Below are 26,741 nucleotides of genomic sequence, written 5' to 3'. Positions count from 1 at the left end.
AAATTTAAGAAAATGTATAGAAGTCATACTTGTGGAGAATTAAATGCTTCACACATCAATACGGAAGTAACATTAGCAGGTTGGGTACAAAAATCTCGTGATAAAGGTTTTATGGTTTGGATAGATCTACGTGATCGTTACGGAATTACTCAATTAATCTTAGATGAAGAGAGAACGGATAAGTCTGTTTTTGAAAAAGCAAAATCACTTGGTAGAGAATTTGTTATTCAAATTAAAGGAAAAGTAATTGAGCGCGAGTCTAAAAATAAAAACATTCCAACAGGAGAAATTGAAATTCTAGTTTCAGAACTTACAATACTAAACGAAGCAATGCTTCCTCCTTTCACAATTGAGGATGAAACAGATGGTGGAGAAGATATTAGAATGAAATATCGCTATTTAGATATCAGAAGGAATCCTGTAAAAAATAATTTATTATTTCGTCATAAAGTAAGTATGGAAGTTCGCAAATTTCTTTCAGATAAAGGATTTTGTGAAATTGAAACTCCTTATTTAATTAAATCTACTCCAGAAGGTGCTAGAGATTTTGTAGTGCCAAGTAGAATGAATGAAGGGCAATTTTACGCTTTACCACAATCTCCACAAACTTTTAAACAGTTATTAATGGTAGGTGGAATGGATAAATATTTTCAAATTGTAAAATGTTTTCGTGATGAAGATTTACGTGCAGATAGGCAACCTGAATTTACACAAATAGATTGTGAAATGGCTTTTGTTGAGCAAGAAGACATCTTAGATATGTTTGAAGGATTAACTCGCCATTTATTAAAAGAAATTAAAGGAATAAATGTAGATAAATTCCCAAGAATCACGTATGATTACGCAATGAAAACATACGGAAATGACAAACCAGACATTCGTTTTGACATGAAATTTGGTGAATTAAATGAAATTGCAAAACATAAAGAATTCCCTGTATTTAATACTGCTGAATTAGTAGTTGGAATTGCTGTTCCAGGATGTGCTTCTTATTCCAGAAAAGAGATTGATGCTCTAATTGAATGGGTAAAACGTCCGCAAGTAGGTGCATTAGGAATGGTTTATGTAAAATGCGAAGAAGACGGAACTTTCAAATCATCAGTAGATAAATTTTACGATCAAGAAGACTTAAAAAAATGGGCTGAAGCAACCAATGCAAAAGCTGGAGATTTAATTTTAGTCCTTTCAGGTGAAGCAAATAAAACAAGAGGTCAATTAAGTGCATTACGTATGGAATTAGCGACTCGCTTAGGCTTACGTAAAGCTGATGAATTTGCTCCATTATGGGTTATCGATTTTCCACTATTAGAATGGGATGAAGAAAGTGCTCGTTATCATGCTATGCATCATCCTTTTACTTCTCCTAAACCTGAAGACATTAAATTAATAGAAACAGAACCAGGAAAAGTAAGAGCAAATGCTTATGATATGGTTTTAAACGGAAACGAAATAGGTGGTGGATCAATCCGTATTCATGATAAAGAATTACAATCTAGAATGTTTGATTTATTAGGCTTTAGTAAAGAAGAGGCAGAAGCACAATTTGGTTTCCTAATGAATGCTTTCGAATTTGGAGCTCCTCCTCATGGTGGATTAGCTTTTGGTTTAGATAGATTAGTTTCTATTTTAGGTGGTCAAGAAACAATACGCGATTTTATTGCTTTCCCAAAAAATAATTCTGGAAGAGATGTTATGATTGATGCTCCTGCAAAAATTGATGATAAACAATTAGAAGAATTACATATTAAATTAAAATAAATCTTATTAGGACTCTTTTTAGAGTCCTTTTTAATATAACTAAAAAATGAAATACATACTTCGATTATTACTTCTATCCTTTTTTGCCCTTGTAGGATATGGCTATTTTCTTAAAAATTCAGGAAATAGTGATGGAGATAAATGGATTGGAATTGGTGTACTAATCTTATCTTTAGTATTAATGCCTTTATTCATTTATCATCGATATCGTAACAAAAATATTAAAGATTATGTATTAAAAAACACCAATCAAAAAAAGGAAAAGTCTGAAAATCAATAATTTTTTTACTCAAAAAGGTGTTTGTTTCACAAATAAGTATATCTTTGAATATTATTAATTATTTTATATTACAAAATGCGAACAGGCACAGTTAAATTCTTCAATGAAGAAAAAGGTTACGGTTTCATCACTGATGAAGAAACAGGAAAAGATATTTTCGTACACGCTAGTGGAATGAGAGTTGAGTCATTAACTCAAGGAGAAAGAGTAAATTACGAAGAAGAAGAAGGAAGAAAAGGTAAAGTAGCTGCTCAAGTAGTAGTTATCGAAGACTAATATACTATTATTTTTTGGTTACCTAGAAAGATTAAATCCTGCAATTGCAGGATTTTTTGTATGCTATATTTTTTAATATCTCTTTATATAAAATAAAAAAATCCTACAATTGTAGGATTTTTATTTATATTTTTTCTTGAATTTTTTTCGCTAAATCTTCAAATTCGCTTTTCTCAAGTTTTACTTTTCTCTGAAAACGCATATCATCCATATCTTGTAGCGGAATAAGGTGTACATGTACATGTGGAACTTCTAAACCAACTACTGCAACTCCTATTCTCTTACATTCAATTGTTTTTTCTAATGCTTTTGCAATTTTTCTAGAGAATGACATTAATCCTAGATAAAGTTCCTCCTCCATGTCAAAAATTTTATTGATTTCTTGCTTTGGAATACACAATGTGTGTCCTTTAGCATTTGGATTAACATCTAAAAAAGCAAGAAAATTTTCATCTTCTGCAATTTTATAACAAGGTATTTCACCGTTTACAATTTTAGTAAAAATAGAAGCCATATTATTAATTTCTTGTAATTTCTATAATTTCAAACTGTAATGTCCCATTTGGCACATTAATTTCAGCTATTTCACCTACTTTCTTTCCTAATAATCCTTTTCCTATTGGAGAAGTAACTGAAATCTTGCCTGTTTTTAAATCTGCTTCACTTTCAGCAACTAATGTATATGTCATTTCCATTCCATTAGTCTTATTTTTTATTTTAACTGTAGATAGAACAAGTGCTTTAGAAAGATCTAATTGTGATTCATCTATTAAACGAGCATTTGCTAAAAGTTCTTCCATTTTAGAAATTCTCATTTCAAGTAATCCTTGCGCTTCTTTTGCTGCATCATATTCGGCATTTTCAGACAGATCACCCTTATCTCTTGCTTCTGCAATAGCTTGTGATGCTTTTGGTCTTTCAATACTTTTTAAATGATCCACTTCGTCTCTAAGTTTCTTTAACCCTTCTGCTGTGTAATAAGATACTGTACTCATAAGTTCATTATTTATATAAATAGAAAGAATCCCATCGAAATGGGATTCCTTTCTACAAAGGTAGTAATTATTATTTTAAAATTATTTTTTGCTATATTTATAGTTAGTCAAATTTAAATAAATTAATTTTGATATATTAAATTTATTCCATTAAAATGAAAAAAAGTATCATATTTTTTATATTATTAGGTGTATCGCTAGGTTGTAGCAAAGATGACCGAGTGAATAACAACAACCCATATTTACCTAATTACCCAGTAGACGTTACACTAAACCTTAATTTACCTCAATACAATCAATTACTGTATGACACTAATGCTGTTTACGTAAATAATGGGTTAGCAGGTATTAGAGGTATTTTCGTTTTTAATGCTGGTGGCGGAAATTATGTGGCTTTTGATGCCGCTTGTCCGAATCAACCTTTAAGCAATTGCTCAACCATGACAATAAACGGAATTAAGGCACTTTGTTCATGTGACGACACGGAATATAGTTTCTTCACTGGCCAAGCACCTGGAAAAGAATATCCAATGAAACAATACAGAGTACAAGTAGTTAACTCCAGAACCTTAAAAGTATATAATTAAAATAAAAAAATCCGATGTGAAATTTCACATCGGATTTTTTTATTTTATAAATCTCTAATTAAAAATTAGCTCTATTATCTTTAATTTTTGACTTCTCTTTAATAGCCTGATATGCTCTAATTTGTGAAGATGACGCTTGCTGAGATTTCTCTTGAGTTATAAAGGAAGTAAAATTATCTACAGCAGGAGCCGCTACAACTTTCTTAGCTTTTACCATAAAAACTCCTGTATTCCCTACAATCAATTTTGAAGTTTTTCCTTCTGCTAAGCTAAATGCCGTACCTACTACTTTTGATTCTGAACCAACATTTTGAATTACTGGAGTTCCTAATGAAACATTAGTAGCCGAAAGAACTGATCCTCCTGAAACTTTAGCCACATCTTCTAATGAAGAACCTGACATTTTTTTCTTGATTAATTCAGCTTTCTTTTCGTTTCTTAATATTACTCCTACAGATTCTTTTGCAACATCCATAGCAAGTAATCCTGAATCATTTTTGCTTTTTAATGTCGCAATTACATATCCTTTTGGTGTTTCAAAACGCTTAATAGTACCAATTTCTGTATCTTCATTAAATGACCAACGAACTATCTCTCTTTGCGCTCCTAATCCTTGAATAAACTCATCTGATGGCTTAATATTAGAAGCTGGAACTATTGTCAATTTTGATGCTTTAGCCACTTCTTCAAAGCTTTTCTCATTAGCATCTGCTTCAAATTTACTTGCCTTATTATATATTGCATCAATTGTAGTGCTTGACGGTTCAATTTTTTGAGAAATTGTCGCTAATTGTACTGCATCATATTTTGCTGAAACTTTAATTACATGAAATCCATAATCTGTTTCTACAACCCCTATTGCTCCTACTGGATTGTTAAATACAAAATCATTAAAAGTAGGAACCATTTGACCTGGTGTGATATTATCATATTCTCCACCATTATTTTTTGAACCTGGATCATCTGAGTTTGTAGATGCTAACATTGCGAAATTAGCTGGATTTGATTTCGCTTGAGCCATTAAACTATTTGCTAATGCTTGCGCTTCTTCTTTAGTTCTTGTTGCACTTGAATTTTGCGCTCCTTCATATGCTAATAAAATATGACTTGCTTTTGCACTTGCGTTAGATTTTCTTCCCATTAATCTAGATAATGATTGGTATTCATTATTCACATAAGGTCCGAAAACTTCTCCAGTAGACAAATTAAACAATTGTTCTTGAGAATCTATTGGTAAATCTTTTTTAGTAACATAAGTAGAGTCAAAAGGAATTTCTGATTCTTTGTTAACAAAAGCTATTACATTTTCATTTTTAACATCTTTAAAGCTTGGAATTGAATCTTTTCCATTAGCAACTCCATTCACATATCCGTAAAATTTAGTTTCTAAATCTTTTTCATCTTGTTCAGATGGTTTGTTTTCAATAAAAACATAATCAATAGTTCTTGTATCATCTGACTTGTATTTCTTAGGATTTTTTTTCATGTATGCCATGATTTCATCATCAGAAACTTTAACTTGATCGTCATTTATAGTTGAAAAACCAACAGTAACATAATCAAAATCTATTTTTTTATTATCTAATTCATGTTTGAATTTACCTTCTGCTTTAGTAGTGTATACACCACCTTTAATCATATTGTAATATAATTGTTCTACAGCTGATTTTGCAACATCCTCTTCAAATTGCTTCCATTGTACCCAACGATCTTGATTTGGATCATTTTTAATTGATTTTACAAATTCTTTGAATTTATTTTCATCAAATTTTCCTGCGTCATTTAAAAATTGAGGATTTTGAGAAAAATATGGATTTGTTTTAACAACATTGATAACCTGCTCATTACCAATACCTAGTCCTATTTTCTCTATTTCTTTTCCTACTAAAACACTTCTTACTTCTTGTTCCCACACGCTATTCATAGCTTGTGTTGAACTCATATTTTGCCCTTGTTGTTGAGATTGTTTTTCAACTTGAGCTACTTTTTGCATGAATTGCTGAGCAACAATATCTGTCCCATCTACAGATCCTACATTACTTGAGTCCGAACCAAAACTCCCATTTTTAATAACATCTGCTAAAACGAATGAAAACAAAGCCAAAGCAATGATTACGATTAGAAAGAATGAACGTTGTCTAATTTTAGATAAAACTGCCATTTTATATTAATTTAATTTTATTCAGTGGGCGAAAATACAATTATCTATTTAATAATAAAATAGAAAAGTTATAATTTATATTAATTTTTTGTCTTTTTCTTATTGTTTTTCTTCTAGAATTGAAAGTCTAACCAATTCAATCTTTTTATTTGACGCAGAATGGATGGTGATTTCAAAATTTTCTATCTTTATTTTTTCTTCATTTTGAGGTATTTCTTTCGTATTATGAACAATATATCCTCCTAATGTACTGTACGAATCGTTTTCTGGAATTGATAAATTATATTTTTGATTTATAAACTCCACATCGAGTCTGCCTGAAAATAAAAAAACATTTTCTTCTATTTTTTCATCGATTAGTTCTTCATCTAAATCGTGTTCGTCTTCTATTTCTCCAAACAATTCTTCAATTATATCTTCAACGGTAACAATTCCTGAAGTTCCTCCATATTCATCAAGAATTACCGCCATACTTTTTCTCTTTTTTGTCAAGATATCCAATAAGTCTTTTACAAAAATCGTTTCTGGAACATATTCAATAGGCATCATTACTGATTTGATTGTTTTTGGTTTTTTAAACAGCTCAAATGAATGAACATATCCCAAAATATCGTCAATTGAATTTTGATATACTATAATTTTAGAGTATCCAGTATTTATAAAAAGTTCTTTTAACTCTGAAACAGAATCCAGTATATCTACTCCTGAAATTTCAGTTCGCGGTGTCATGATATCTCGTGCTTTCAAATCAGAAAACTCTAATGCATTTTGAAAAATTTGTATCTCGGAGTCAATTTCATGATCTTCAGAAATACTACTCATTTGTTCGCTAATATAATTTCCTAATTCTACTTTACTAAAGTAATCTTGAACCTGATCTCCATCTGTTTTAAAAAATTTTTTCAATATAAAATCGGAAATCCAAATAATAAATTTAGAAACCCAAAAAAATAATTGGTAGAAAATATAAGCTGGTGCTGCGAATAATTTAACAAACGAATTTGCATATATTTGAAAGAATACTTTTGGCAAAAACTCTGCTGTCATTAAAATTATTGCAGTTGAAAGCAATGTCTGAAGTAAAAGATTTATAAATGGTGAAAAAGTATAGCTAAATGATGTTATCCAATTCATCAACAAGTCACCCGAATATATACCATATACCACTAACACTACATTATTACCTACTAACATAGAGGTAATAAATTGAGATGGTTTTTCTGTTAGCTTAGATAAGATTCTTGCGTTAAAATTGTGTTGCTTTTTTTCTATTGACAAATACACCTTGTTTGATGAAACGTAGGCTATCTCCATTCCAGAGAAAAAAGCAGAAAGCAGTAAACAAATAACTATTATAGCTATTTCCATAGATTATTGACGATTTTTATGCTTATTATAAAAATGTCTCCTAAAGAAAAACATTCCTATTGCTACTACTGCAATTGCAATACTCATAATATAATTCTCATTGTTTTGATACTTTGTAAAAGCGTCGTACAAAAAGAAAACACCAAAAGCTAAATAGAAATATTGTATAAATTTTAAATAATTCATTTTATCAAATTTTCATCAAAAATAAGGAAATTTATTGACAAAAAAGAAATTGTTTTATTCTGCACTATTGATCTCACCACTACTGGTTTGCATATTAAAGATTTTAAAATCTTTACTAAAATCTACACCTGGACCTTGAAGAAATCCTCCTTCATTATCTGTGTATTTAAAATGCTTCTCTGTAAAGAACCATTCATTTTTTTGATCGAAATATAACTGGGAAGTTTCTAGTTTTTTTCCATCACTAGATGTTATTGTAACATCTCCTTGCAAATCTATAATCTCTGTTTTTTTATATGAGATTGCATAATTCGATTCTATGATAGTTGTTTTACCTTTGTCATCAAACATCGTAACTACAACTCCTTCTGGAAATTCTGTAAAAGCGTTCTCTATATTACTATAGTCTAACATTCTTTTACTTCTAAGTATAGATTTTATTTTTCCTGAATCTGTGTATTTCAAATTAATAGAATCTGCTTCTCCTGAAGGCAAAAAGGAAGAGCGATTAAATTTTTGCACATCTTTTAATGAACCTTCACATGAAAAAAATATAGCCACAATAATACTTACTGTGACTATATTAAATATTCTATTTCTAGTTTTTTTCATATTCGTATTACAAAGTAGGAACGATTACGCTTTCTCCTACCCAACAATTAAATGAAATTCTTTTACCAGACATATTCCCTTTAGGGTTGCTGAAAATCTCAGATTTTGAAGGTGCTGCAGCTCTATATCCTGCCGCTCTACTACTTGCTGATGCTTTTAAAGAAGAATCTACTGATGCTGCTTTATCACAATATTGTGCTGCCAACCAATACATAGCTCTTCTTTCAAATTGATCTCCTCCACAGTCATTTAAACTACTCGCATATAATTGTGCAATTAACAAATATGCTTTACCATAAGATGGTTTAACTTGAAGTGCTTTTCTAGCATAAGTACGAGCTTGGCTTTTACTTGATTTTGTGTAAATAGAAGCCATTTTCATGTATACATTTGCTTTCTTAGTGTTGTCAGTATACAAACTTGCTGCTTGGTTAAAATATTCCATCGCTTTAGAAATATTTTTCTTTTGATATTCTACAACTCCCAATTTATATGCTGCATCTGCACTAGGATCTAATTTATAAAGCGCCTCTGATATTTTAGAGAATAATGGATCACTATCACATTCTTTAGCTTCTAAACGATCTGCTGCTCTTTGTAACCATAATTTGTTCCCTTTATTTTCTTCAAATGATTTTTGATAAAAAGGAATTAATTTATCACATGATGATAATTGAACAATAATAGCATCCATACTTGATGTTACAGTTACAATATCTTCTAAGTTTGCTTCATATCGTGCTTTTGCCTTAGCTTCTCTAGTATCTAATGTTTCATTTGCTTCTTCTTTTGCAATTAAAACATCTTTTGCATCTGAATATTCCTTTTCTTGAATTGATAATTTCTCTAAAATATCATCATATTTATCAAATACTTGTTGTAATGCGATTCCTTTGTTTCCAGCTTCATAATCTTTAACAAAGATTTCGAAATAAGCATATAATGCTCTTGTTGAATCAAAATTAGCTTTGTCATTTGTAAAAGCTTTATCTAAGAAAGCATATATTTCATCTTTAGTACCAACATTGTAATTAAACAATGTTAATCCTTTCTTCATATCTACACTTCCACTTGTTTCTGGAAAATATTTAAAATTCTCATCATAGAAACTCATCAAATCGCGTACATACTTTTCTTTTTCCACTTCATCAGCCGCATTGTCAATTTTTTGTTTGATTGCAAATTCTCCGTAAGAATACACTCTTTTATCAAAAGACGGGCAATCTTTTCTTAATGTTGTTAAGAAATCATATCCTGCTGGATCTTTCGCTTTTACCGAAGATGCCATTAAACTTAAAGTTTCAGTACAAGCATCGTTATTTTGTGCATTTACAAAAAAACCTAAAGCTGATACAAATAATAAAGATAATTTAGTTTTCATTATATCCTAATTCTAAAAATTTATTAATCTATTTTACGTTTTTTAAACCATTTGTCGCTTAGTGATAAACCTACACTTAGGTTAAAATAGTTTTCTCTTACTAAGTTATAATATGTAGTTCCTCTTACTCCAATTTCGAAACCTATATCTATTTTTGAAAATCCTAGTGGTAAACCTAAACCAAAATTCATGCCATAATCATCAATTTCTTTATCCTTTATAACTAAACCTGTATTTTCATATCTAAATCCAGCTCTATAAACTACTCTATTAAGATAACTTGAAAAAGAGTCATATTTAGGAATATAATAACCTCCTAATACAAATTTTTGTCCGTCTTTATAAGTAACATTAGAAGAGGCTGCATCATTAAATCTGTTTGTTAATTGACTATTACTTTGAAAAGTAATTTCCGTTCCTAACATCCATTTATTTTTTTCTCCTAATCCTAAACCAAACAACATTCTTGTAGGTATAGATATTTTAGTATCATTCACATTAATATCTATATCATCATTCACAACTTCTGTTCCATTAGCTGTATAAGTAACTGTAGCTAGATTTCTTTCATTGCTAGAATTCAATCTTGCTTCAGGAGAAAATACAAAGCTAGCATATACATCTATTTTTTCATTCCATTTACGATTATACAAACCTCCAAAGTTAAATGATGCTCCAGAAATTTTTGAAATATTTCGCTCCCTCGATCCTAATTGCACTATTGAAAGACCTTCGATACTTTCGTTTTCAATATTACCAAAATTATATTGAACATCTGCACCAAAACTTAAATTTTTATTTACCGAATATGCTCCTCCAAAAAATACTTTATTAACATTTCCTTCTCCTGAAAAAGTCTTTTTTATTTGTTGTCCCTCATTATTTGTTGTTACATTTTGAATCTTGTAACCTACTGCACTATATGGTAAAACCCCAAACGAAGCTCCAAATTTACCCATAGGAATACCTATTGCTAAATAATCTAAACTTGTTCTTTTTGCTTTTCCATCTTCAGTTTCATTCTTTAGATTCGTAAAAGTTGTTGTACCTCCAACAGCTAAAGTTGTCAATTTTAAATGCGAATATGACGCAGGGTTTAACAGATTAAGACTAATACTATCTCCTTGAATACCCAAACCTCCCATTGCTCTTGAACTTTGTGTCCCTCTAAATTTCACCTCGCCTAATCCGTAGTAAGAATATGGTGAAGACGTATTTTCTTGCGAGTAACCAATAACACTAAATATAAGCGCTACAAAAACTATTAATTTTTTAGTCATTTTCTGTTTGTACATAAGTAAATAATAAGCTCAAACTCTCAATTAGAAAATTTGAATTGGCAAATATGGTGCTTTTTAATCTTTTAGCCAAAAAATCTGCATCGCCTCCTGTTAAAATTATTGTTAAATCTGTATATTTATGAAAATATTGTGAAGCAAAACCTTCTATCTCATGAATCACACCGTTAATAATTCCCGAATGAATTGACTCATTTGTTGAGTTTCCAATAAAAAAACCAGGAAGTTCTTTTTTTAATAACGGTAATTTTGCTGTGTAATTGTGTAAACTATTATATCTAAGATTTATCCCTGGAGATATTGCTCCTCCAAAATAATTATTTTCATCATCTATAAAATCGTATGTTATACATGTTCCTGCATCAATAACTAAACAATTTTTATTTGGAAATTGTATTGCTGCTCCAGCCATTAGAACTATTCTATCAATTCCTAAAGTTAATGGAGTGCTGTATTTATTAGAAAAAGGCAACTTCGTCTGAGGAGTTACAACCATTAAATCTGAGTTGTTTTTTATCAAATTAAAACAATCATTATCTAAATTTCCGACTGAAGAAGATATTGAATTTGATATTTTTGGAAAATCATTAAAAATTTTTTCAATTTTTTTTAAAGCTTCTTCTTTTAAGAAAACACCTTGATATAGAATCATATTATTCTCAAAGACAGCACACTTAATTCTTGTATTACCAATATCTATAGTTAAAAGCATGATTATTTTTTTCGGTTTGCAAATATACGAAATGATTTTTTCTTTAAAATGTTTTGGATATTTAAAAAAGCATCCTATATTTGCACTCGCTAAAACAAAGCAATGGTACCTTAGCTCAGTTGGTAGAGCAATGGACTGAAAATCCATGTGTCCCTGGTTCGATTCCTGGAGGTACCACAAAATTAAATTCTCAAGCGCACAGTTTACAGGTTTATTCCTGAAACAGTGCGCTTTTTTTATTAATCTAAATTATAAATAATGAGAATTTTAGAAACTCCATCAAACATTTTTGACACACAAATTAGCACAAAAAAACTCTTTGTGCCAATGAAACATAAATTCATTCTTAGAAACTACATAAATAAAGAAGGAGAGGCTCTTTTGTATTTACGTATAAATCACAAAAATAATCTTCATAAAATTTCTTTATCTCTTTATGCCAATCCAAATGATTGGAACGGTAAAAAATGTAGAATGACAGACAACTCACAAAAGAGTCAGGATTTAAATTTAATTTTAGATAATATAGATAGCAAAATTACTGCTATTAAAACTAACTACAGACTCTCTGAGAGACACTTAACTATTGATAAGTTTATTCATGAATTCAAATTTGGAATTCCTAGATTAGATTTTATTACATTTTGGGAATCACAAATTTTACTTCAAGAAGAAGTAGTTCATAAAAATACAGCTAAAAAAGAAAGATCTGTTTTTAAAAAATTTAAAGAGTTTAGATCTCAATTACTATTCTCTGATATAGATATAGAAATAATAAACAAATTCAAAGGTTTCATGATAAAAAGAAAAATGGTAAGTACCAGTATAAATTCAAATTTAAAAGTTTTAAAAAAATATTTGCGAATCGCTGAAGATTCTGGAATTAGAATGCCTCTTAATCTTCGTTTAATAAAAATTGGTAGCACAAATGGTAATCGAAATTTTTTAAATGAAAATGAACTTCAAAAGCTTAATAAATATTTTCATTCAGAATTTGTTAATGAAACATATAAAATTCCCTTGGCTTTATTTTTACTTAGCTGTTTTACAGGAATGAGAATTTCGGATATTCAAAATATTCAAAATAATAGTATTGCAGAAGGATCAATTAAGTTCACTTCTGTTAAAACTGGAAAAAATCAAAAAATTAAACTAAGCAATTATGCATTAAAAGTTATAGAGAGTGCTCCAGAAATATTCACAATAAAATTAACTGATCAATATATAAATAGAATTCTTAAAGATATATGTAAAGATCGGAAAATAAGTAAAGTTGTCACTTTTCATGTTGGCCGACATACTTTTGCAACAAACTACTTAAAACAAGGTGGAAAAGTAGAAGTGTTACAAAAGATATTAGCCCACAGCAATATAAAAGAGACAATGATCTATGTTACTATATTACAAGAAGATCAAGATAAAGAGATTCTGTTATTAGACAACATGAATTTAGATTAAGCTTTCAGTTTTAGCAGTAACTCTCCAATAAAGATGATTCATTCTTTCTTGCTCAAGTTCTGTAAAAACATGAAAATTATTATAAGCATATATTAAAGACTGAGCTGTTATACTACGAAATTTCTCAACAGATATAATAAAATTCCACTCAAAAGTTCTAGAATTAATAAGAAAAAACAGCCAGTCTTTATAATTTCTTGTGTAAATGCCAGGAATAAGCATGTTGGAAAGCTCATGACAAACAGGGTAAACGTATAGATTATCATCTTGATCGTCAACTGAATTAAAAAAAACTACACGAAGTTTACTTGTCTCTTGATCAAATGCTAATGCTGTTTTTATATCACCACGTTGAACGACTGGGTACGGTAGTAGATCTATCTTTATTGGAGTTGTATCTTTTTTTATGATATAATCATTAATTATAGATCCATTAATATCAATGAAAACACTATCATATTTATAAAGATCATGAGATTTCCCATCACTAAAGCTTAACTCATAAGATCGCTCATCATTATATTTAATTATTGGTTCTTCAATATCATTATTGGAAACATTAATTGCATTTGATCTGTCAAGTTGTGTTTGCACATAATTCATATAAATTATGTTACCTTCTAATCTTAAATCTAATTTTTTTAATATCATTAATTGAGCAATTAAATCCCCAAAAGTCATATCTGGAACTACTTGAGTTAAATTAATTTCATTCCTATCTAAAATTGATAAAATTGGAGTATTATCTGAATTTTTATATCTAACAGGAATAATTGACATATCAATGACATAAGGATAGTCCTCTAGAATAACTGGAGTAAGATCTCTTCTAGCCTCTTGCTTTTCGAATCTTAAAACATCCCCAGCTTCGAAATCGACATTTAAATCAATAGACGCATTTGGAGAAACGGAGTAGTACCCTAAGTTTGCTCCAGTTAGATCTGTATCAATTTCTTGATTATAAATGAGAATAGTTGTTGATGTTCCAGCACTAATTTTTGTCAGTTTATAACTAAGAGGAGTCATATATAAGAATGGTACAGGATGTTTAAAACGTTTATATTGAAATGATTTAATGTCTCCAAACAAATTATATGTTCCTTTTTTTTCGATGATCACTTCTTTAAAGAAATTAACAACTTCTGCATCAAGTGCAAAATTAACAAAAAAGAATCCTTCTGAAGATACATGTTGTGAAATTTCAATTTGAAATGGAATCACTTCTTTTTTTGTTTCTTCATAATAATTTCCATCACGAAATATAAGAGTTTTATTAAATTCATCAATACTCAAGATATCTCCCTGCAGGTCATAGCCATCACTTTCAAAACCTTTTTTAACCACATGCATTAGATAAGGTAATGGTTGCATTATGTTTCTGACTAAATCTAAATTTGTTGCTGAATCAACAGTATTTTCAACATAAAGGCCTTCTTTAATCTTATTTAAAACATTTTCAAAACTAGAAAACCCCTCAATTTCTTTGTATTTATCTGTATGAATCATTGGGAAGTTATAATTAACTGCGGGGTAATCCTGAGTTATAATTGTAAGTGCATGAGTTCTTATATCTGCTACTGTAAAATTATCTAGTTCTAAATCTGAAAGTTTTTTATCGAAACACGTAAGATTTTCAAGGCCAGAATAAATGACAGCTGAGACAAACTTTCCCTGCACATCTTCAACCTTTAAAGTTGCAGTTGAAATCATTCCATCTCGATATAATCGTCCTGAGAATTTAATTACTCCATTAAGTGAATTATAGTGAGCAGAATTACTGATTTTAGCCCACTCATCAAACGGAATTATAAAAGGAAATGAATAGTCTGAATTAATTTCTTTTTTAAACCATATATTCTCACTTACAAATGTAACTTTTAAGTGACTAAGATCTAGCTTAAAATCATTGTGGATAAATTGTAGCATCGGAATTTTCTAATATATTAAATTCAACATCAAAACTATTATCTTCTTTAAAAGTATCAGAAGGAGTCATTTTACTTGTATTTGAATCAACTTTAAAATAACTTCCTGATGAATTTTCAAAAGAACACCATACATTTTCACTTCTAATTATAGCATCTATTATTTTATGATCTGTCGGCAATAATTGACCTGTATTCACAACTACAGATTGATTATTCCAAGAGTGAACTTTTTGTTCGATTTCAAATAGATTTGAAAACACCTTATTAGTCACATGAGTATAAGAGTTATTTATTTTCATACGTCCAGTAAACTCAAAAGCTTCTATAATTCCATTATCATTTTCAAAGAAGAAATAAGTAGACGATACTCCTTCAGGAAAAACAAGAAATCGTTGTGTTCTAATCTCAAAATCATTAGATATCTGAATTTCAATTACATCTCCTGGTTTAAAATTATTTTTAAAGTGATAATAAGAATTAATTATTTTTGAAGGAGATGAAGAAAAAACTAAAACATTATATTCTTCCTGAAGCTGACCATTTTTAATGATTTTAATTACAGGATTACTCATGTGGATAAAACCTATTCCAATTACAGATTTAGGTGTAATTCTTGTAAACTCCTGTTGTTTTACGGTAAGCAAACAAAGATTAGAATCAGCAACATAAGGCTTATGACCTTTTATAAATTTTATCAAGTCTATACTTCCAGATCTAACGATATCATCACTATCATATTTTTTTTCGTTAAATAATACAGTTACTTCAGCTGGAGCATACTGAACTTTAGAATAGTTACCTTCTAATAAAGGAACAATTTCACTTAAATCTTTAATTTCTTCAAGCAACTGATGTACAATTGTACCAATGTGAAATTGACCTAATCCCTTGTAAAGAGGTAATTTATATTGTCTGGAGTAATTAATTTCTTCATATAAATTGAACGAAAAAATTTTTATTTGAAGATCTATTTCTATAAAGGTTGGATCGACCTCCTCAGAATTAAATTCTAAGTAATCTAGAGCTTCAGTAAATGACACTTTTCCTGGAAGAAATGGATGTGTTACAAAATCATGTAAATTCAATGTAATCTCTACTGTTTTTGTTTCGGTTTCATTGGTAATTTCCAGTAAAAAAAAATAAGATCCTGTAGGCAAATGATTGTAATTTGATACTGTAAGATAGATATCTGTAAGACCATTTCCTTGAATTGGAGAAGCTTCTAGCCAAATAGGTAAATTTTCATTTACACTCCAAACCGTAGGAGAAATAGTGTTTACCAGTTGTGAAGGTGGTAAAGTAGCATTTCTATAAGCTTCAAAAATAATGGTATCTGTACTTACAAAAAATGAATCTGTAGTGTCGAAAACCTCCAATTGAACATCGAATGTTTTCGAATTTCCTGTACCATAATTTAAAGTTACTTGAAAATTATAACTTCCAACAGCTAGAGAAGATATTCCAGGACCAAAAGATATCTCGAGAAGAGAATAGTTTATTGATGCAGTTACGGCGAATAAAAGTAAAGGGTCACTAACAGCAACAGTAAAAGGAACATTGTGATATACTGTCACATCTCTAACGGCAGGCAATGTTCCTCCTGAATAATATGAAAAATATAACTCATTCAATAAATTTAAATTCCAAGTATATTCTAATAACTCTGTAGCGATATTGACAACTTGTATTTGAAAATACATTGCTTGAGCGATTATAAATTCTCTCAAACCTGTATCTGGATTTATAGCTGACAACGTATAATCAGCCTGTGCAAAAAAAGTTCCTAACGATAATAAATTGAAATTCACAAAGGAAAAATTAAGCGTTTTTTCATAAAATATTAAACTATTTTGTTCTTGTGGAACTCCTAAATCAGTTGTAATATCGAAAAGACCTTCTACTTTTATAATTTGTGGTGATGATCCAAATGCCATTGCTACATTTAGTTCAAAATCTGTATAATTAGCATAATAAGATATTAATTCATAAGCTGGTAATTTGACTTTTATAGCAGTTACTGATGGTAAAGAGCTTCCCATTTGCCAAACTAGCTTAAAAATAGGAGATGGTGTAAATTCCCAAAAAATTATAGTAGAACTATTCTGAGTTGAATATAAGTTACCTGCATTATTTGACACTATTATTCCCATATTGGCACATTTAATTGTTTTACATATATTCCTCCTATATTTTTAGAAATAAGAGGAATTGATGAATATTTGATTATTATCAATTTACCATTAATAAGTATTTGAATTTCATAATCTTGAATGATTACTTGACTAACTTTGAAGTTATTATAACTACTTTTAAAAAAATTAAAAATAGTCATATTAGCAGTTATTAATTCAACTTTTGAAATAGTTGTGGTAAAAGTTACTCCTTGTAACAACTTAGCCACATCACCATCTACCAGTAATTCAGTAGTTACGATTTCTTCAGAAATTACATTTATTAAAAATGTGAAAATCTGATTAAGCGAAGTGTTTATTACTGGATCTTCAAAAATTTCATTTTTTGAAAAAATTTCATAATATTTTATACTCATTTTCTTGCTGAATTTTCGATTAACTCTAGTTCTTGTATTTTTTTTCTAATTTTTTTAGCAGTTGGAATATCGACTTCTAACCATGCGATTAATCCTTCTTTTAATTGTTTCTCGATTAAATCTGAATTACGATCTATAATCTTAGCCAAGTATAATTCTACATTTGAAGCTATAGATTTATTATTTAAATTTTCAGTTTCAGTTCCTGAAGAGGAAGAAGAAGGAATAATTTTGCCCGTTCGTTTTCCTTCTATATAACTCATAATGTCTGGCATTGCTGGATCATCATCATAGAGAACATCGGCTGGAATAACATATTCATCCTGATGCGTAACTCCTGCTACTTTATTTCTATTTCCTCGAGGCGTAAAACCACCCATTTTATAACCTTTCTCTGGTAAAGGTTGTCTTAGAACTGTAGCAAGTTGTAAAGCGCCTAAAGCCGAAACTACACCAGTCATAATTCCAGCACTTACACCAAAGTCAAATTTTGGTACCTGAGCCCAAATACTCATAATAGCTTGAGCAGTATTGGCAACAATTTGAGCAGCTTGGAATATTTTTTGCCTTTTAGCTTGTTTGTACTCTATTTCAGCTTTTTTTCGATTTAATTCCTCATCTATCTTAGCAACTCTAGCAGTATAGAGTTCTTGAGAAATCATACCTTTTTCAAGTTGATCAGATAATAATTTCTTTCTTCTATCGGCTGATCTTTCAAATTTTTGTAAAGTTCTAGCCTCACCTGCTGCCATAAAATCGAAATAAGAACTAAAAGCATTTTTTAAAGCTCCAGCGACCATTTGAACAGCGGCTAATTTTTCTGCAAACGTTTCTAAACCATCAAATAGAGCTTCCCATTTACCAGCATCAAATCCTAATATATCTATTCCATGATTTTTTGCTTCATCAAAAGTTCGTGATTCAGCTTCGTCAGGTGGAGGAACTAAACCTGCAAGCTTATTTTCTACAATTTCTAAATTTTTAACAATCTCATCTCTTTGTTCATCAGAGAGGAATGTATTTCCCATACTAAGATCTAAAGCAAGTAAACTTTGATATTGTTTTACAACCTTATCAAGGTTAGCTTTTTCCATCTCAAATTTTTCAGTGAGATGTTGTTTTTGAATTGCCTTTTTAGCTTCCTCAAGAGAAGTAATGCCATTAATCTCTTTTTCAGACAATGATTTTGAAAGGATTTCTTTTGCATCATCTAAACTCTTAATTCCATTAAGTTCATTTTTTTGCTTTGTATCTAATCTTAGTAAATTTCGTTGATGCGCTTCTTCTTCTCTTTTAAATTCTTCAGCTAAATATTTCTCCTGGAGTTGGCCTATTTTTAGATTGCGAGTTTGTTCCGCTGCTATAATAGTATCGTTATAGGCTTGATTAATAGCAATTTTTTGGTTTAAAAGGCCTTGTAATCTTTCTGCTTCTCCTTTATTGCCTGAATTTTTAGCAGCATCAATTTGTTTTTGAAGTTCCTTTAATTCACTTTCTTTGAAAAGATGAGAGCGTAAATCTTCAATTTTACGATCATATTCCAGGTTAATTTTTGCCTTTTCTTTTTCGTAACCATCAGCCATTAATTCTAACTGTGCATCTTGAAAAGCACGTTGTGTGGCCAATAATTGTTTATCTAGCGCTTCACGTTCTTTTAATTGTTTTTCTAGTTCAGCATGATGTTTTTTAGCTGCATCTGCTCTTAACTTTGCTTCTGCAGCTAATTCTGCTTCTGTTTTTTCGGTATTAATTTTTACTGATTTTGGAATGTATTTTTGAACAGCTTCAATCTCTGCTTCTAAACGCTTTTGCACTTGAATTTGACTCTCTGACGCATCCCAACTACCAGCACCTGAAGAACTATATTGTTTTCTTAGCATTTCGAGACGTTCTTGACGCACTTTTTCAAGATTAAATTCTTTGCCCATAGACTTTTCACGACGTTTAATATAATCATCAAAAGCAGCTAAGGCATCTGTTGTATAATTATTAATAGCTGTTTTTTCAGAGTCTTCTTTGGCTTTTTCTTGCATAGATCCAAAGCCATTAGTAATTTCATAAATTAATGAATAAAAACCTTGCTTAACCTGATTAAACATTGTGATTAAATCATTTTTCCAAAGTTCAAAACCTTCCGATTGAAAAAGAGCATCTTGAGTTTCTATTAATAATTTTTGAGAAGCAGCTACTTCATTTAACGACTCTTGTAAAGGAGTTAAAGCTAAGGTTTGCAATTTATAACTTCGCTCAACAGCTTGAAAAATTTTCAAAGCGCCTCCAGCATCTTCACCAGCTCCACGAAATAGATCCGCTGTTAATTGCTGCGCTGTTTTGGCATTTAAACCTACACGTGTAGCTTCTTCAGCCATTAATTTTAATGCCTCTTTTGCAGATATAGATCCATCTTTTACACCTTTTAAAATCTTATCTGTAAATTCTTTTCCATAAGCATCCTCTAAAGCATCTTTAGTAGCTTTAGTTTGTTCATTTATAGATAACGAGAATTCTTTGATAGCATCGGGTAATTTATCGGAATAAATACCTAAATCAAAACCCGCATTTATAATTCCTTGAAATTCTTCAACAGAATACCCCGCTTGTGCAAAAAAAGTGGAATATTCTTTAATAGACTGTAAATATTCATCGTTATACTGAGCACCAGCGACTAAATTATTTTCTATCTTATTCAAAGCTTCTTCAAAAGAAATACCGAATTCATTGACCAGCACATTAGCCGTATTTAAAGTGTCTTCGAATGGTTTCCCATAAATTTGCTCAATTACTTGTGCCTGTATTCTTGCTTGATTTAAAGCTTCTCCTGATAATTTAGTGATAGCTTCAGTTGTTCTTGTCGCTTTTGCTAGTTCTTCATTATAATTTATCCATTCTTTTGTAGCTTTTGCAATTCCTGCAAGTATTACAATTGTTGCGCCTATCGGTGTTTTGACGAAAGCCCATGCCGCTTTAGCAGTTGCTTGCAAACCAAGCTTAATAGCCATTAATCCTTCCTTTACCTGTAAAAGATTACCAGTTCTAAGACCTGTAAACAAATTAGAAAAAGCTTCTTGAGCAGCTCCTAACTCTTCAGTTGTATCTTTTGCCGATTTTGTAGTATCATCGAAGCCTTTTTTTACACCATAGATATCATCTTTAAATTCTTTTTGAACGGCTTCTAAATACTTATACTCCTTATTTAGTTTGTCGAGCTGATGTTGATAGTCCGCAGAACCTTTGTTAAGGCCACGCATTTGACCTCGCACTTTTGCCATTTCACGATTAACACCTATGAGCGAATTTGTAACTTCTCGATCATTAATGTAGATGTTTAACCTTCTATTTACATTTTCTCCAGCCATTAGAAATCAATTTTAGAAATGACAACTACAGCTCTGTTTTCTGCTAAATCTGTGGCTAATTGTTCTAAGGCTGGTTGTGAAGCTCTCATAGCTATGGCCAGATGACCATATTTTCTATACTGTCTGTTTTTTTTATGCGAGCTAACAGTCGCAGCTGATCTATTAAAGGAAGGAACAGTAACTGCCTTTCCATTTACATGCCTAGTATAAGATTTTACTTGGCCGCCTGATCGAGAAGTATTGCCAGTGGTTCCAGTCTTGCTAGAGCCAAAATGATTTTGAAAAGAATATCGTGGAGAGGTAAGTGTAAGCCTGTCTAAATTATCAGAACGATATTTAGCTGTGACATTTGTTTTGTACATTTTGCCAGTTCTACGATTAAACGTAGACTTAATGGCTGTGCGAAATGCAGCTCTTAATTTATTTGCTGCAGCATTTCCTGCTTTTCTATCGGTTGTATTTTGCATGCTCTGTAATTTTGATGCAAATTCCTATTTATAGAAAAGAGAAAAAAGGACATAAAAAAAACCACTCCTAAGAGTGGTTTGCCGTAAAAAGTTATAACTGTCAAATAATAACTATAGTTCTACAGCTAAAAGTTCTTTTCCTAAAGAGTGTAATGCTTTTTCAATCTTTTCTCTTTGTTCTACACGTGGCTTTCGATGTCCTGATGTATAATGCTGTATTTGTTTCTGATTTATGCCTGTCATTTTCTCTAAAGCAGAGTTAGTAAAAATCCCTTTGTAATAATTTAAAAGACTAACAGCATCAAATTTATAAGTTAAATAATAATCATCCAATAATTCTCCAGGACAATTATCTAATTCCTTTAATGTATCAATTGCATCTAAAATAGATTGTTTGCATTCTTCAGCCGTATCTCCAGCTCCGTAAATTCCCGAAACATTTTCGGCATAAGCACCAAATGAATCTGAACTTTTTTCGATTATAATTTTTATTTCTTTCATTTTTTTAATTTGTTTTAAGAAATGGGTTATAAACCCATTTCTTTTTTTAAACTTTTTTCTAATCCTGTAGGCATTTCTTTTGACCCGTGATTTGGAATTACTACTGTTTTATTTTCCTTTTCCCAAATTTCGTGACTTCCTTTACCCTGTCGGAGAAGTTGCCAACCGTTGCGCTTGGCTAACTTAAAAAACTCATTGTATTTCATAAGAACGTTGTTATTATTTGACTCTTCAAAGATAGTAAATTTACTATCATTAAAAAAGTTTTTTAAGGAAATTCGATGAACTGCAATAAATTTTAACAGTTAGGTATAAAAAAAGCGAGAAGTGTACAAAGTTTCTCGCTTTCCTGTCCAAAATTTAAAAAGAAATCATGAGTGATTTTTACGTTTAAAGTACCAATAAAATTCTAGTGGGGATTCTTCTTTGGGTTCAAAATTTAACTCCTGTAGAGCTTCATAGATGAGATGTTCATCTACTGCATTATCTGGAAGTACCTTTTTTAAATTACACACTATTTCTTTTGTAGTGTATTTAAATTCCACACTGACCATGTCTGCTGGTTCGTAGCTATCACAGATTAAGCGTTTCACTTCTTCCTTGTAATTGATTATATCTGGCATGGCATTAAGTATTAAGTTTGGGAAACATACAATGCTGTATATTATCGGAATGCACATCATCGATACTGTCTAGATTTTCCAGCAAATTGCACATTGCTAGATAAAAAGGTGTCAGCCTTTTGGCTGTAAAGTTTTCGACTTCATCATTTGCAGCATTAGCCACACAGGATGTAAACATCTCATGAAGGAACATTCTTTGATTGCGAAAATTAACACCACATTCTACAATAGGCTGGATAGCCTGTTCCACTGTTAATGGATTCTCTTTTGTGTAAGTCATAACAAAAAAAATTATAAAGCAGACCCTTGCTTTAGGTTTGACTTACCGTTCTAGGAACGCATTCCTAATCTTTCAACTAGGATAACCATTGCAAGGGCTTGCTTTTATTTAAAAAAAAATGTTCAATAGGAAATCCTAATAAACGGTAAGTCAAAACAAAGATATATTTTTTTATAATACAATGGTGCGTTCACCCCAAAAAAAAGTAACACTAAAGTAACGCTATATTTTACCAATCTTTAGCTTTGCTTTCTAAGGCAGCTATTAAATCAGGAAGTTTTTCATTAATAGTTTTTATCCATTTCTTTTTAGCTGATTTTATATCTTCTAGAGGCACACTTCCAAATCGTTTGTCTTCAATTATAAATTTATTAAAAAGAACTTTATATTTTCCTTCTTTAAAATCAATAGTTAAATTATATCTAATTTCCATAGGAGTTCCCATAATCAACTTAGTAAAAAAGCTTTGAGAAGTAATTTTATCAGTTGAAAAAATAACATCCTTATAGTTAAGATCGTTAAGTTTTGATTCAAAAGAGCTTGTTAAGAATTCAATCGTTTCGGAACTTTCTTTAATATATTCATATTCATAAATTTTGGTTTCAGAATTTAATATTAATTCTTGAGCAAAAACTCCTGAAGAAAAAACAACTAGGACTAGTAAAATAAATTTTTTCATGTTTTTTTGAATTTTGTGTTTTAACAAAAGTATAAAAAAAACCACTCCGAAGAATGGTTTTAATTATACCGTGCAGAACTGATCACCATCTGACCATTTATCTGGAGTAACCACAAGTGGTTCTGAATTTTTTAAATCGAAGTGAAATTCCATTCCAAAGAATCCTTCAGCTTTATCCAGTTCTATTTCACTATAATGAACCGTGTCTTTTTGAAAGTTGTCATAAAGCCATCCTATTGCAGGATTCTTACTTTCTACATTTATCCTAGACAGGATTTCTAGGCCTATTACTTCAGCTGCATTTATGGCCGCTTTTTGTGCTGGAAAATCTTCAGCTTCTATCCCAGTAAAGCAAATAGAAAAAGACAAAGTTCTGTCATTAAATGTGCGCTGCATATTTCCAGATAGCTTACCTTGGTAATTAAAAAGGCATAAGAACGGAGAAGCGATACCATCGACAGAACTCATTCGACTATCTAATTCTGTAGTTGAAGTTCCAATATAATCATTTATATCTAAATGCTTATTTGCTAATGATTTAAAGTAGTCATCTACTTTAGTGTATGATAAAATTCTATCCATGTTATTTCTTTTTAGCTAAACGTTCACGCTCTCTTTGTCGAATGATGCTTTCTTCATATATTTTGAAAAATTGTGCAGCATTTGCCTGTTCGGTTTGTTGCAAATTTCCAAACACCTGTATTTCATCCATTGCCATTGCATGTATTATCTTCTCAAATGGCTGATATGCTTTTTTATTTTTTTTTGCAGCTTCAGGAGTTTTCTCTTCATCTGGAGGTTTTGGAAAAATAATAGGATGCCTCTTACTAAACAGTTGCCTACAGCCTTGATAAGCTAGTGCTATAATTAACTTATCGGCTAACGGAATTTTATCGGTAAGATCTGCATTTACAGGCAACAATAACTTATTAAAAGGAGCTCTAATATCTTCTGGAGAAGGTGAAGGAGATTTTTCACGATATAGAACCGCTGCCAATCGATGTAGATCTACATCTTTTTTTCCGTTGATCCAATTATAAAAAAAGGTATCGGCATAAGACATCTCATTAATGGTGATATTTGATAATCTTTTTCCTGGACCATAAACGTAAGTTTTACCTATTTTAAATTTTTCTGGAAACTTGGTTAAATATTCTTCTTCTTCAAAAATGAAACCGCAGTATTCCTCCAGAACTAAAAGAGGAACCTGAGTAAAAAGATAAAAAGATTTTATATAACCTTTAAGAGATCGCTTAGGCATTAATAGAATAGAAATGAGCATCGAAATAAATAATCGATGCGGCATCTTTTCTTTTGAAAGCGTAAGTTTTCCTATGCGCTTGAGTTGCCATTCGGTTAAATCATTCCATTTTTGTGGAATTGTATAACTAATCCTCATTGAAATGGTTTTTGGTTTCTCTTACTATTTTTTTTTCTAGTTGCATAATTTCAGCACATACTTTTCCAAAATCTCGAAACAAAGTATCACTAACTGTTGACATCATTTCTATATGAGAAAATAACGTCGCTTTTTTAATTCTAAGATTACTTAATTTTTGTTCCATTATACTTGTGGAATTATTTTTATTGCTTTATCAATTTTTTTTGAAATCAGGTAAAAGAATAGAATCATTGTGAAAAATAAAAACAAGAAAACTATTCCAACAATTCCAAGAATCAATTTAGTATTATCAGTTTCTTTATTCTTCTGATCGATAGATAAATTGTCTTCTGTTTGCTTATTTTGATTAGTGTCTTCTTTAATTTTTTCCTTTATATATCGTGTATTATTAATTATCCGAGTATTCCAAACCGTATCTTTTTTGCCGTTATTTTGGAAAAACATCGGTTGTGATAGATCCACAGGTTCTAAAATATAATCATTTGAATTGATCCAACGATTAGTATTAGAAGATGTGTTTGTGTTTTCAGTAGAATTAGATTCCAATTCTACATTCGTTTTGTCTTTTTTTATTGATCCACAGGAAATGGACAGAAAAAAACAAATGATGTATATTAGTTTTTTCATATTACCATCTTGCTTTAGTTCCTCGAACATCATAATGTACAAATCCATTGTAAACACCTATACCACCTTCTTTCATTTTTCCAGCTTTAATTAATTTTTCTATTACAGATGCAAGTTGTTTAGGTGTTTTACTTTTTACATTTATATCTGCTGCTTTTGCGACTAAATGTTCACTGTTTTTAACACCTCCAACTTTTGCATTCCAAAAAGGAGTTCTATAGCCTGAGCCAGTTATAAAAACGGGTTCATTTAAATAATCTCTAAGAATTTGTAAATTATTAGCTAGTTCTTTAACGTTTGATATATAAATTTCTGGTACAGCTGTACCATCATTACATCTAAACTCATCTAATATAAAATTTTTTGTTAGTTGCATATTATTCTTTTATTTCATTTTTAATTTCTTTGTAAAAACCAATCATTTTTTTAATTCGATGCCAAATATTAAAACCGCATTTAGGTAGGTTCTCATGAAAAATAGAGAAGCCTTCATTTAAAATAAATATCAAAATAAAAAAAGTAGCTAGATCTATTTCAGCGTCTGAAATTCTTTTATAGCTAATGTTTTTTAATAAAAAAGTTTTTTGAAAATTATAAATAACTAGAGGTGTTCCGCAATAGACAATTATTTTGATAAACATTTTTTTAAACTTGTCTGATGAAAAACCTTCTCCTTTGCCAAAAAACCAACGATCTTTTTTATCCGATCTTTTCCAATCATTGTAAGACGCAAAAAGACCTGTAATTAAATCAGCAACAAAAAACCAACATAGAGCATAAAAAGCGCTCCAGATATTTACAATTATTGCAGTTGGAACTGTAGTACCAACTAAGTATAAGCCTATTAATGGTTTTTTTAAAATTTCTCCAAAAAGAGAGAATTTCGGTATAGCAGTATTTAAAATTTCTGTTATTTTCATATTGAATTATTGATTGATTTTTGACAATGATTTTTATCTAACTTATCCAGGAGAAAAGAGATAAATTTTCCAAACCAACTAAGTGTATTATCACGTTGATTTTTACCCAGTGCACTACTAATAGTTTCATTTATATTTCCAAATTGGTAACCTCCTTTCACTTTCATTGTAACATTTAAAAAGGTTCTGAAATTTCGATTCCCGAACTTATCCAGATCAATAGCAGTTTCAAGAAAATAAGCATTGCTCATTCCATTTTTAATTGTAACAATTACCCAATTAATAGGTGTAATGATAATCCAAAGTATTGTAGCTATTATATAAAGTATTATTCCCAT

The 26,741-nt window shown here is 30.3% G+C and carries 30 protein-coding genes and 1 tRNA gene; 6 read left to right on the top strand and 25 right to left on the bottom strand.

Going from position 1 to position 26,741, the window contains the following annotated elements; translation table 11 throughout:
* Positions 1-12 precede the first annotated feature (12 nt).
* The 3 genes from aspS (at position 13) to LXD69_RS07440 (ending at position 2,314) form a co-directional block, all read left to right on the top strand.
* On the top strand, positions 13-1,758 hold the full coding sequence (gene aspS / locus LXD69_RS07450) for an aspartate--tRNA ligase (RefSeq protein ID WP_246918567.1): 1,746 nt from the start codon (positions 13-15) through the stop codon (positions 1,756-1,758).
* 46 nt (positions 1,759-1,804) lie between these two features.
* Positions 1,805-2,038, top strand: a complete 234-nt coding sequence (locus LXD69_RS07445; RefSeq protein ID WP_045969564.1) for a hypothetical protein — start codon at positions 1,805-1,807, stop codon at positions 2,036-2,038.
* A gap of 75 nt (positions 2,039-2,113) precedes the next feature.
* A complete protein-coding gene (locus LXD69_RS07440; RefSeq protein ID WP_045969567.1) occupies positions 2,114-2,314 on the top strand; it encodes a cold-shock protein in 201 nt (66 codons plus the stop codon).
* A gap of 124 nt (positions 2,315-2,438) precedes the next feature.
* Here LXD69_RS07440 and LXD69_RS07435 read toward each other — a convergent pair whose 3' ends face one another.
* Both LXD69_RS07435 and greA read right to left on the bottom strand, forming a co-directional pair.
* Entirely contained in the window at positions 2,439-2,828 is a 390-nt protein-coding gene (locus LXD69_RS07435; RefSeq protein WP_045969569.1) for an HIT family protein, read from the bottom strand.
* Between the two features lie 4 nt (positions 2,829-2,832).
* Positions 2,833-3,309, bottom strand: a complete 477-nt coding sequence (greA, locus tag LXD69_RS07430; protein WP_045969572.1) for a transcription elongation factor GreA — start codon at positions 3,307-3,309, stop codon at positions 2,833-2,835.
* Positions 3,310-3,464: 155 nt separating this feature from the next.
* Between greA and LXD69_RS07425 the strand changes: the two genes are divergently transcribed.
* Positions 3,465-3,896 carry a Rieske (2Fe-2S) protein gene (locus tag LXD69_RS07425; protein WP_045969574.1) on the top strand — a complete coding sequence of 144 codons (432 nt, stop codon included), beginning with the start codon at positions 3,465-3,467 and terminating at the stop codon, positions 3,894-3,896.
* Between the two features lie 58 nt (positions 3,897-3,954).
* On the opposite strand, the gene LXD69_RS07420 is transcribed toward LXD69_RS07425, so the two are convergent.
* The 7 genes from LXD69_RS07420 to LXD69_RS07390 form a co-directional block, all read right to left on the bottom strand.
* Positions 3,955-6,057 (bottom strand): peptidylprolyl isomerase, encoded by a 2,103-nt coding sequence (locus LXD69_RS07420; protein WP_045969576.1) that lies wholly within the window; start codon positions 6,055-6,057, stop codon positions 3,955-3,957.
* A gap of 99 nt (positions 6,058-6,156) precedes the next feature.
* On the bottom strand, positions 6,157-7,425 hold the full coding sequence (locus LXD69_RS07415; RefSeq protein WP_045969578.1) for a hemolysin family protein: 1,269 nt from the start codon (positions 7,423-7,425) through the stop codon (positions 6,157-6,159).
* Positions 7,426-7,428: 3 nt separating this feature from the next.
* Complete coding sequence (locus LXD69_RS07410) at positions 7,429-7,611, bottom strand: hypothetical protein (RefSeq protein ID WP_045969580.1); 183 nt, start codon at positions 7,609-7,611, stop codon at positions 7,429-7,431.
* Positions 7,612-7,665: 54 nt separating this feature from the next.
* Positions 7,666-8,223 carry an LPS export ABC transporter periplasmic protein LptC gene (gene lptC, locus LXD69_RS07405; RefSeq protein ID WP_045969582.1) on the bottom strand — a complete coding sequence of 186 codons (558 nt, stop codon included), beginning with the start codon at positions 8,221-8,223 and terminating at the stop codon, positions 7,666-7,668.
* Positions 8,224-8,230: 7 nt separating this feature from the next.
* The gene (locus tag LXD69_RS07400; RefSeq protein WP_045969584.1) at positions 8,231-9,604 is read right to left on the bottom strand and encodes a tetratricopeptide repeat protein; all 1,374 of its coding nucleotides are present in this window, start codon (positions 9,602-9,604) and stop codon (positions 8,231-8,233) included.
* A 23-nt stretch (positions 9,605-9,627) separates the two neighbouring features.
* Positions 9,628-10,884, bottom strand: a complete 1,257-nt coding sequence (locus tag LXD69_RS07395; protein WP_045969586.1) for a hypothetical protein — start codon at positions 10,882-10,884, stop codon at positions 9,628-9,630.
* Entirely contained in the window at positions 10,877-11,614 is a 738-nt protein-coding gene (locus LXD69_RS07390; protein WP_246918565.1) for a type III pantothenate kinase, read from the bottom strand. Before LXD69_RS07390 ends, LXD69_RS07395 begins: the two co-directional genes overlap by 8 nt.
* Before the next feature lie 104 nt (positions 11,615-11,718).
* Between LXD69_RS07390 and LXD69_RS07385 the strand changes: the two genes are divergently transcribed.
* A tRNA-Phe gene (locus tag LXD69_RS07385) sits at positions 11,719-11,791 on the top strand.
* 81 nt (positions 11,792-11,872) lie between these two features.
* Entirely contained in the window at positions 11,873-13,072 is a 1,200-nt protein-coding gene (locus LXD69_RS07380) for a site-specific integrase (protein ID WP_246918562.1), read from the top strand.
* Here the strand turns inward: LXD69_RS07380 and LXD69_RS07375 are convergent.
* The 16 genes from LXD69_RS07375 to LXD69_RS07300 all read right to left on the bottom strand — a co-directional run bounded on the left by LXD69_RS07375 (position 13,064) and on the right by LXD69_RS07300 (position 26,741).
* Entirely contained in the window at positions 13,064-14,998 is a 1,935-nt protein-coding gene (locus LXD69_RS07375) for a hypothetical protein (protein ID WP_246918560.1), read from the bottom strand. The two genes, LXD69_RS07380 and LXD69_RS07375, sit on opposite strands and share 9 nt — an antisense overlap.
* On the bottom strand, positions 14,976-17,150 hold the full coding sequence (locus LXD69_RS07370) for a hypothetical protein (RefSeq protein ID WP_246918558.1): 2,175 nt from the start codon (positions 17,148-17,150) through the stop codon (positions 14,976-14,978). The genes LXD69_RS07375 and LXD69_RS07370 overlap by 23 nt, the downstream gene beginning before the upstream one ends.
* On the bottom strand, positions 17,141-17,548 hold the full coding sequence (locus LXD69_RS07365; RefSeq protein ID WP_246918557.1) for a hypothetical protein: 408 nt from the start codon (positions 17,546-17,548) through the stop codon (positions 17,141-17,143). Before LXD69_RS07365 ends, LXD69_RS07370 begins: the two co-directional genes overlap by 10 nt.
* Complete coding sequence (locus LXD69_RS07360) at positions 17,545-20,904, bottom strand: phage tail tape measure protein (RefSeq protein ID WP_246918555.1); 3,360 nt, start codon at positions 20,902-20,904, stop codon at positions 17,545-17,547. Before LXD69_RS07360 ends, LXD69_RS07365 begins: the two co-directional genes overlap by 4 nt.
* Complete coding sequence (locus tag LXD69_RS07355; RefSeq protein ID WP_246918553.1) at positions 20,904-21,371, bottom strand: hypothetical protein; 468 nt, start codon at positions 21,369-21,371, stop codon at positions 20,904-20,906. Before LXD69_RS07355 ends, LXD69_RS07360 begins: the two co-directional genes overlap by 1 nt.
* Positions 21,372-21,482: 111 nt before the next feature.
* Positions 21,483-21,872: a type II toxin-antitoxin system HicB family antitoxin gene (locus tag LXD69_RS07350; protein ID WP_246918551.1), complete on the bottom strand. Its 390-nt coding sequence runs from the start codon at positions 21,870-21,872 to the stop codon at positions 21,483-21,485.
* 26 nt (positions 21,873-21,898) lie between these two features.
* Positions 21,899-22,078 (bottom strand): type II toxin-antitoxin system HicA family toxin, encoded by a 180-nt coding sequence (locus tag LXD69_RS07345; RefSeq protein WP_246918550.1) that lies wholly within the window; start codon positions 22,076-22,078, stop codon positions 21,899-21,901.
* Between the two features lie 165 nt (positions 22,079-22,243).
* Complete coding sequence (locus tag LXD69_RS07340; RefSeq protein WP_246918547.1) at positions 22,244-22,555, bottom strand: hypothetical protein; 312 nt, start codon at positions 22,553-22,555, stop codon at positions 22,244-22,246.
* A gap of 449 nt (positions 22,556-23,004) precedes the next feature.
* A complete protein-coding gene (locus tag LXD69_RS07335; protein WP_246918545.1) occupies positions 23,005-23,454 on the bottom strand; it encodes a hypothetical protein in 450 nt (149 codons plus the stop codon).
* 63 nt (positions 23,455-23,517) lie between these two features.
* Positions 23,518-24,036, bottom strand: a complete 519-nt coding sequence (locus LXD69_RS07330; RefSeq protein ID WP_246918543.1) for a hypothetical protein — start codon at positions 24,034-24,036, stop codon at positions 23,518-23,520.
* 1 nt (position 24,037) lies between these two features.
* Entirely contained in the window at positions 24,038-24,853 is an 816-nt protein-coding gene (locus tag LXD69_RS07325) for a hypothetical protein (protein ID WP_246918541.1), read from the bottom strand.
* Positions 24,843-25,019 carry a hypothetical protein gene (locus tag LXD69_RS07320; RefSeq protein WP_246918539.1) on the bottom strand — a complete coding sequence of 59 codons (177 nt, stop codon included), beginning with the start codon at positions 25,017-25,019 and terminating at the stop codon, positions 24,843-24,845. Before LXD69_RS07320 ends, LXD69_RS07325 begins: the two co-directional genes overlap by 11 nt.
* Complete coding sequence (locus LXD69_RS07315; protein WP_246918537.1) at positions 25,019-25,483, bottom strand: hypothetical protein; 465 nt, start codon at positions 25,481-25,483, stop codon at positions 25,019-25,021. Before LXD69_RS07315 ends, LXD69_RS07320 begins: the two co-directional genes overlap by 1 nt.
* Position 25,484: 1 nt before the next feature.
* Complete coding sequence (locus LXD69_RS07310; protein ID WP_246918535.1) at positions 25,485-25,859, bottom strand: YcbK family protein; 375 nt, start codon at positions 25,857-25,859, stop codon at positions 25,485-25,487.
* A gap of 1 nt (position 25,860) precedes the next feature.
* Positions 25,861-26,403, bottom strand: coding sequence for a phage holin family protein (locus LXD69_RS07305; RefSeq protein ID WP_246918534.1), 543 nt, complete (start codon positions 26,401-26,403; stop codon positions 25,861-25,863).
* The gene (locus LXD69_RS07300) at positions 26,400-26,741 is read right to left on the bottom strand and encodes a hypothetical protein (protein WP_246918532.1); all 342 of its coding nucleotides are present in this window, start codon (positions 26,739-26,741) and stop codon (positions 26,400-26,402) included. Before LXD69_RS07300 ends, LXD69_RS07305 begins: the two co-directional genes overlap by 4 nt.

The organism is Flavobacterium sediminilitoris, from assembly GCF_023008245.1.
In the GTDB taxonomy this organism is placed as follows: domain Bacteria; phylum Bacteroidota; class Bacteroidia; order Flavobacteriales; family Flavobacteriaceae; genus Flavobacterium; species Flavobacterium sediminilitoris.
The sequence above is the reverse complement of the archived record's forward strand: the minus strand, read 5'-3'. Positions and strand labels throughout refer to the sequence as shown.

Coding starts and splice junctions, on each gene's coding strand:
- aspS (WP_246918567.1), top strand. CDS start 13: ATGTATAGAAGTCATACTTGTGGAGAATTAAATGCTTCACACATCAAT.
- LXD69_RS07445 (WP_045969564.1), top strand. CDS start 1,805: ATGAAATACATACTTCGATTATTACTTCTATCCTTTTTTGCCCTTGTA.
- LXD69_RS07440 (WP_045969567.1), top strand. CDS start 2,114: ATGCGAACAGGCACAGTTAAATTCTTCAATGAAGAAAAAGGTTACGGT.
- LXD69_RS07435 (WP_045969569.1), bottom strand. CDS start 2,828: ATGGCTTCTATTTTTACTAAAATTGTAAACGGTGAAATACCTTGTTAT.
- greA (WP_045969572.1), bottom strand. CDS start 3,309: ATGAGTACAGTATCTTATTACACAGCAGAAGGGTTAAAGAAACTTAGA.
- LXD69_RS07425 (WP_045969574.1), top strand. CDS start 3,465: ATGAAAAAAAGTATCATATTTTTTATATTATTAGGTGTATCGCTAGGT.
- LXD69_RS07420 (WP_045969576.1), bottom strand. CDS start 6,057: ATGGCAGTTTTATCTAAAATTAGACAACGTTCATTCTTTCTAATCGTA.
- LXD69_RS07415 (WP_045969578.1), bottom strand. CDS start 7,425: ATGGAAATAGCTATAATAGTTATTTGTTTACTGCTTTCTGCTTTTTTC.
- LXD69_RS07410 (WP_045969580.1), bottom strand. CDS start 7,611: ATGAATTATTTAAAATTTATACAATATTTCTATTTAGCTTTTGGTGTT.
- lptC (WP_045969582.1), bottom strand. CDS start 8,223: ATGAAAAAAACTAGAAATAGAATATTTAATATAGTCACAGTAAGTATT.
- LXD69_RS07400 (WP_045969584.1), bottom strand. CDS start 9,604: ATGAAAACTAAATTATCTTTATTATTTGTATCAGCTTTAGGTTTTTTT.
- LXD69_RS07395 (WP_045969586.1), bottom strand. CDS start 10,884: ATGACTAAAAAATTAATAGTTTTTGTAGCGCTTATATTTAGTGTTATT.
- LXD69_RS07390 (WP_246918565.1), bottom strand. CDS start 11,614: ATGCTTTTAACTATAGATATTGGTAATACAAGAATTAAGTGTGCTGTC.
- LXD69_RS07380 (WP_246918562.1), top strand. CDS start 11,873: ATGAGAATTTTAGAAACTCCATCAAACATTTTTGACACACAAATTAGC.
- LXD69_RS07375 (WP_246918560.1), bottom strand. CDS start 14,998: ATGCTACAATTTATCCACAATGATTTTAAGCTAGATCTTAGTCACTTA.
- LXD69_RS07370 (WP_246918558.1), bottom strand. CDS start 17,150: ATGGGAATAATAGTGTCAAATAATGCAGGTAACTTATATTCAACTCAG.
- LXD69_RS07365 (WP_246918557.1), bottom strand. CDS start 17,548: ATGAGTATAAAATATTATGAAATTTTTTCAAAAAATGAAATTTTTGAA.
- LXD69_RS07360 (WP_246918555.1), bottom strand. CDS start 20,904: ATGGCTGGAGAAAATGTAAATAGAAGGTTAAACATCTACATTAATGAT.
- LXD69_RS07355 (WP_246918553.1), bottom strand. CDS start 21,371: ATGCAAAATACAACCGATAGAAAAGCAGGAAATGCTGCAGCAAATAAA.
- LXD69_RS07350 (WP_246918551.1), bottom strand. CDS start 21,872: ATGAAAGAAATAAAAATTATAATCGAAAAAAGTTCAGATTCATTTGGT.
- LXD69_RS07345 (WP_246918550.1), bottom strand. CDS start 22,078: ATGAAATACAATGAGTTTTTTAAGTTAGCCAAGCGCAACGGTTGGCAA.
- LXD69_RS07340 (WP_246918547.1), bottom strand. CDS start 22,555: ATGATGTGCATTCCGATAATATACAGCATTGTATGTTTCCCAAACTTA.
- LXD69_RS07335 (WP_246918545.1), bottom strand. CDS start 23,454: ATGAAAAAATTTATTTTACTAGTCCTAGTTGTTTTTTCTTCAGGAGTT.
- LXD69_RS07330 (WP_246918543.1), bottom strand. CDS start 24,036: ATGGATAGAATTTTATCATACACTAAAGTAGATGACTACTTTAAATCA.
- LXD69_RS07325 (WP_246918541.1), bottom strand. CDS start 24,853: ATGAGGATTAGTTATACAATTCCACAAAAATGGAATGATTTAACCGAA.
- LXD69_RS07320 (WP_246918539.1), bottom strand. CDS start 25,019: ATGGAACAAAAATTAAGTAATCTTAGAATTAAAAAAGCGACGTTATTT.
- LXD69_RS07315 (WP_246918537.1), bottom strand. CDS start 25,483: ATGAAAAAACTAATATACATCATTTGTTTTTTTCTGTCCATTTCCTGT.
- LXD69_RS07310 (WP_246918535.1), bottom strand. CDS start 25,859: ATGCAACTAACAAAAAATTTTATATTAGATGAGTTTAGATGTAATGAT.
- LXD69_RS07305 (WP_246918534.1), bottom strand. CDS start 26,403: ATGAAAATAACAGAAATTTTAAATACTGCTATACCGAAATTCTCTCTT.
- LXD69_RS07300 (WP_246918532.1), bottom strand. CDS start 26,741: ATGGGAATAATACTTTATATAATAGCTACAATACTTTGGATTATCATT.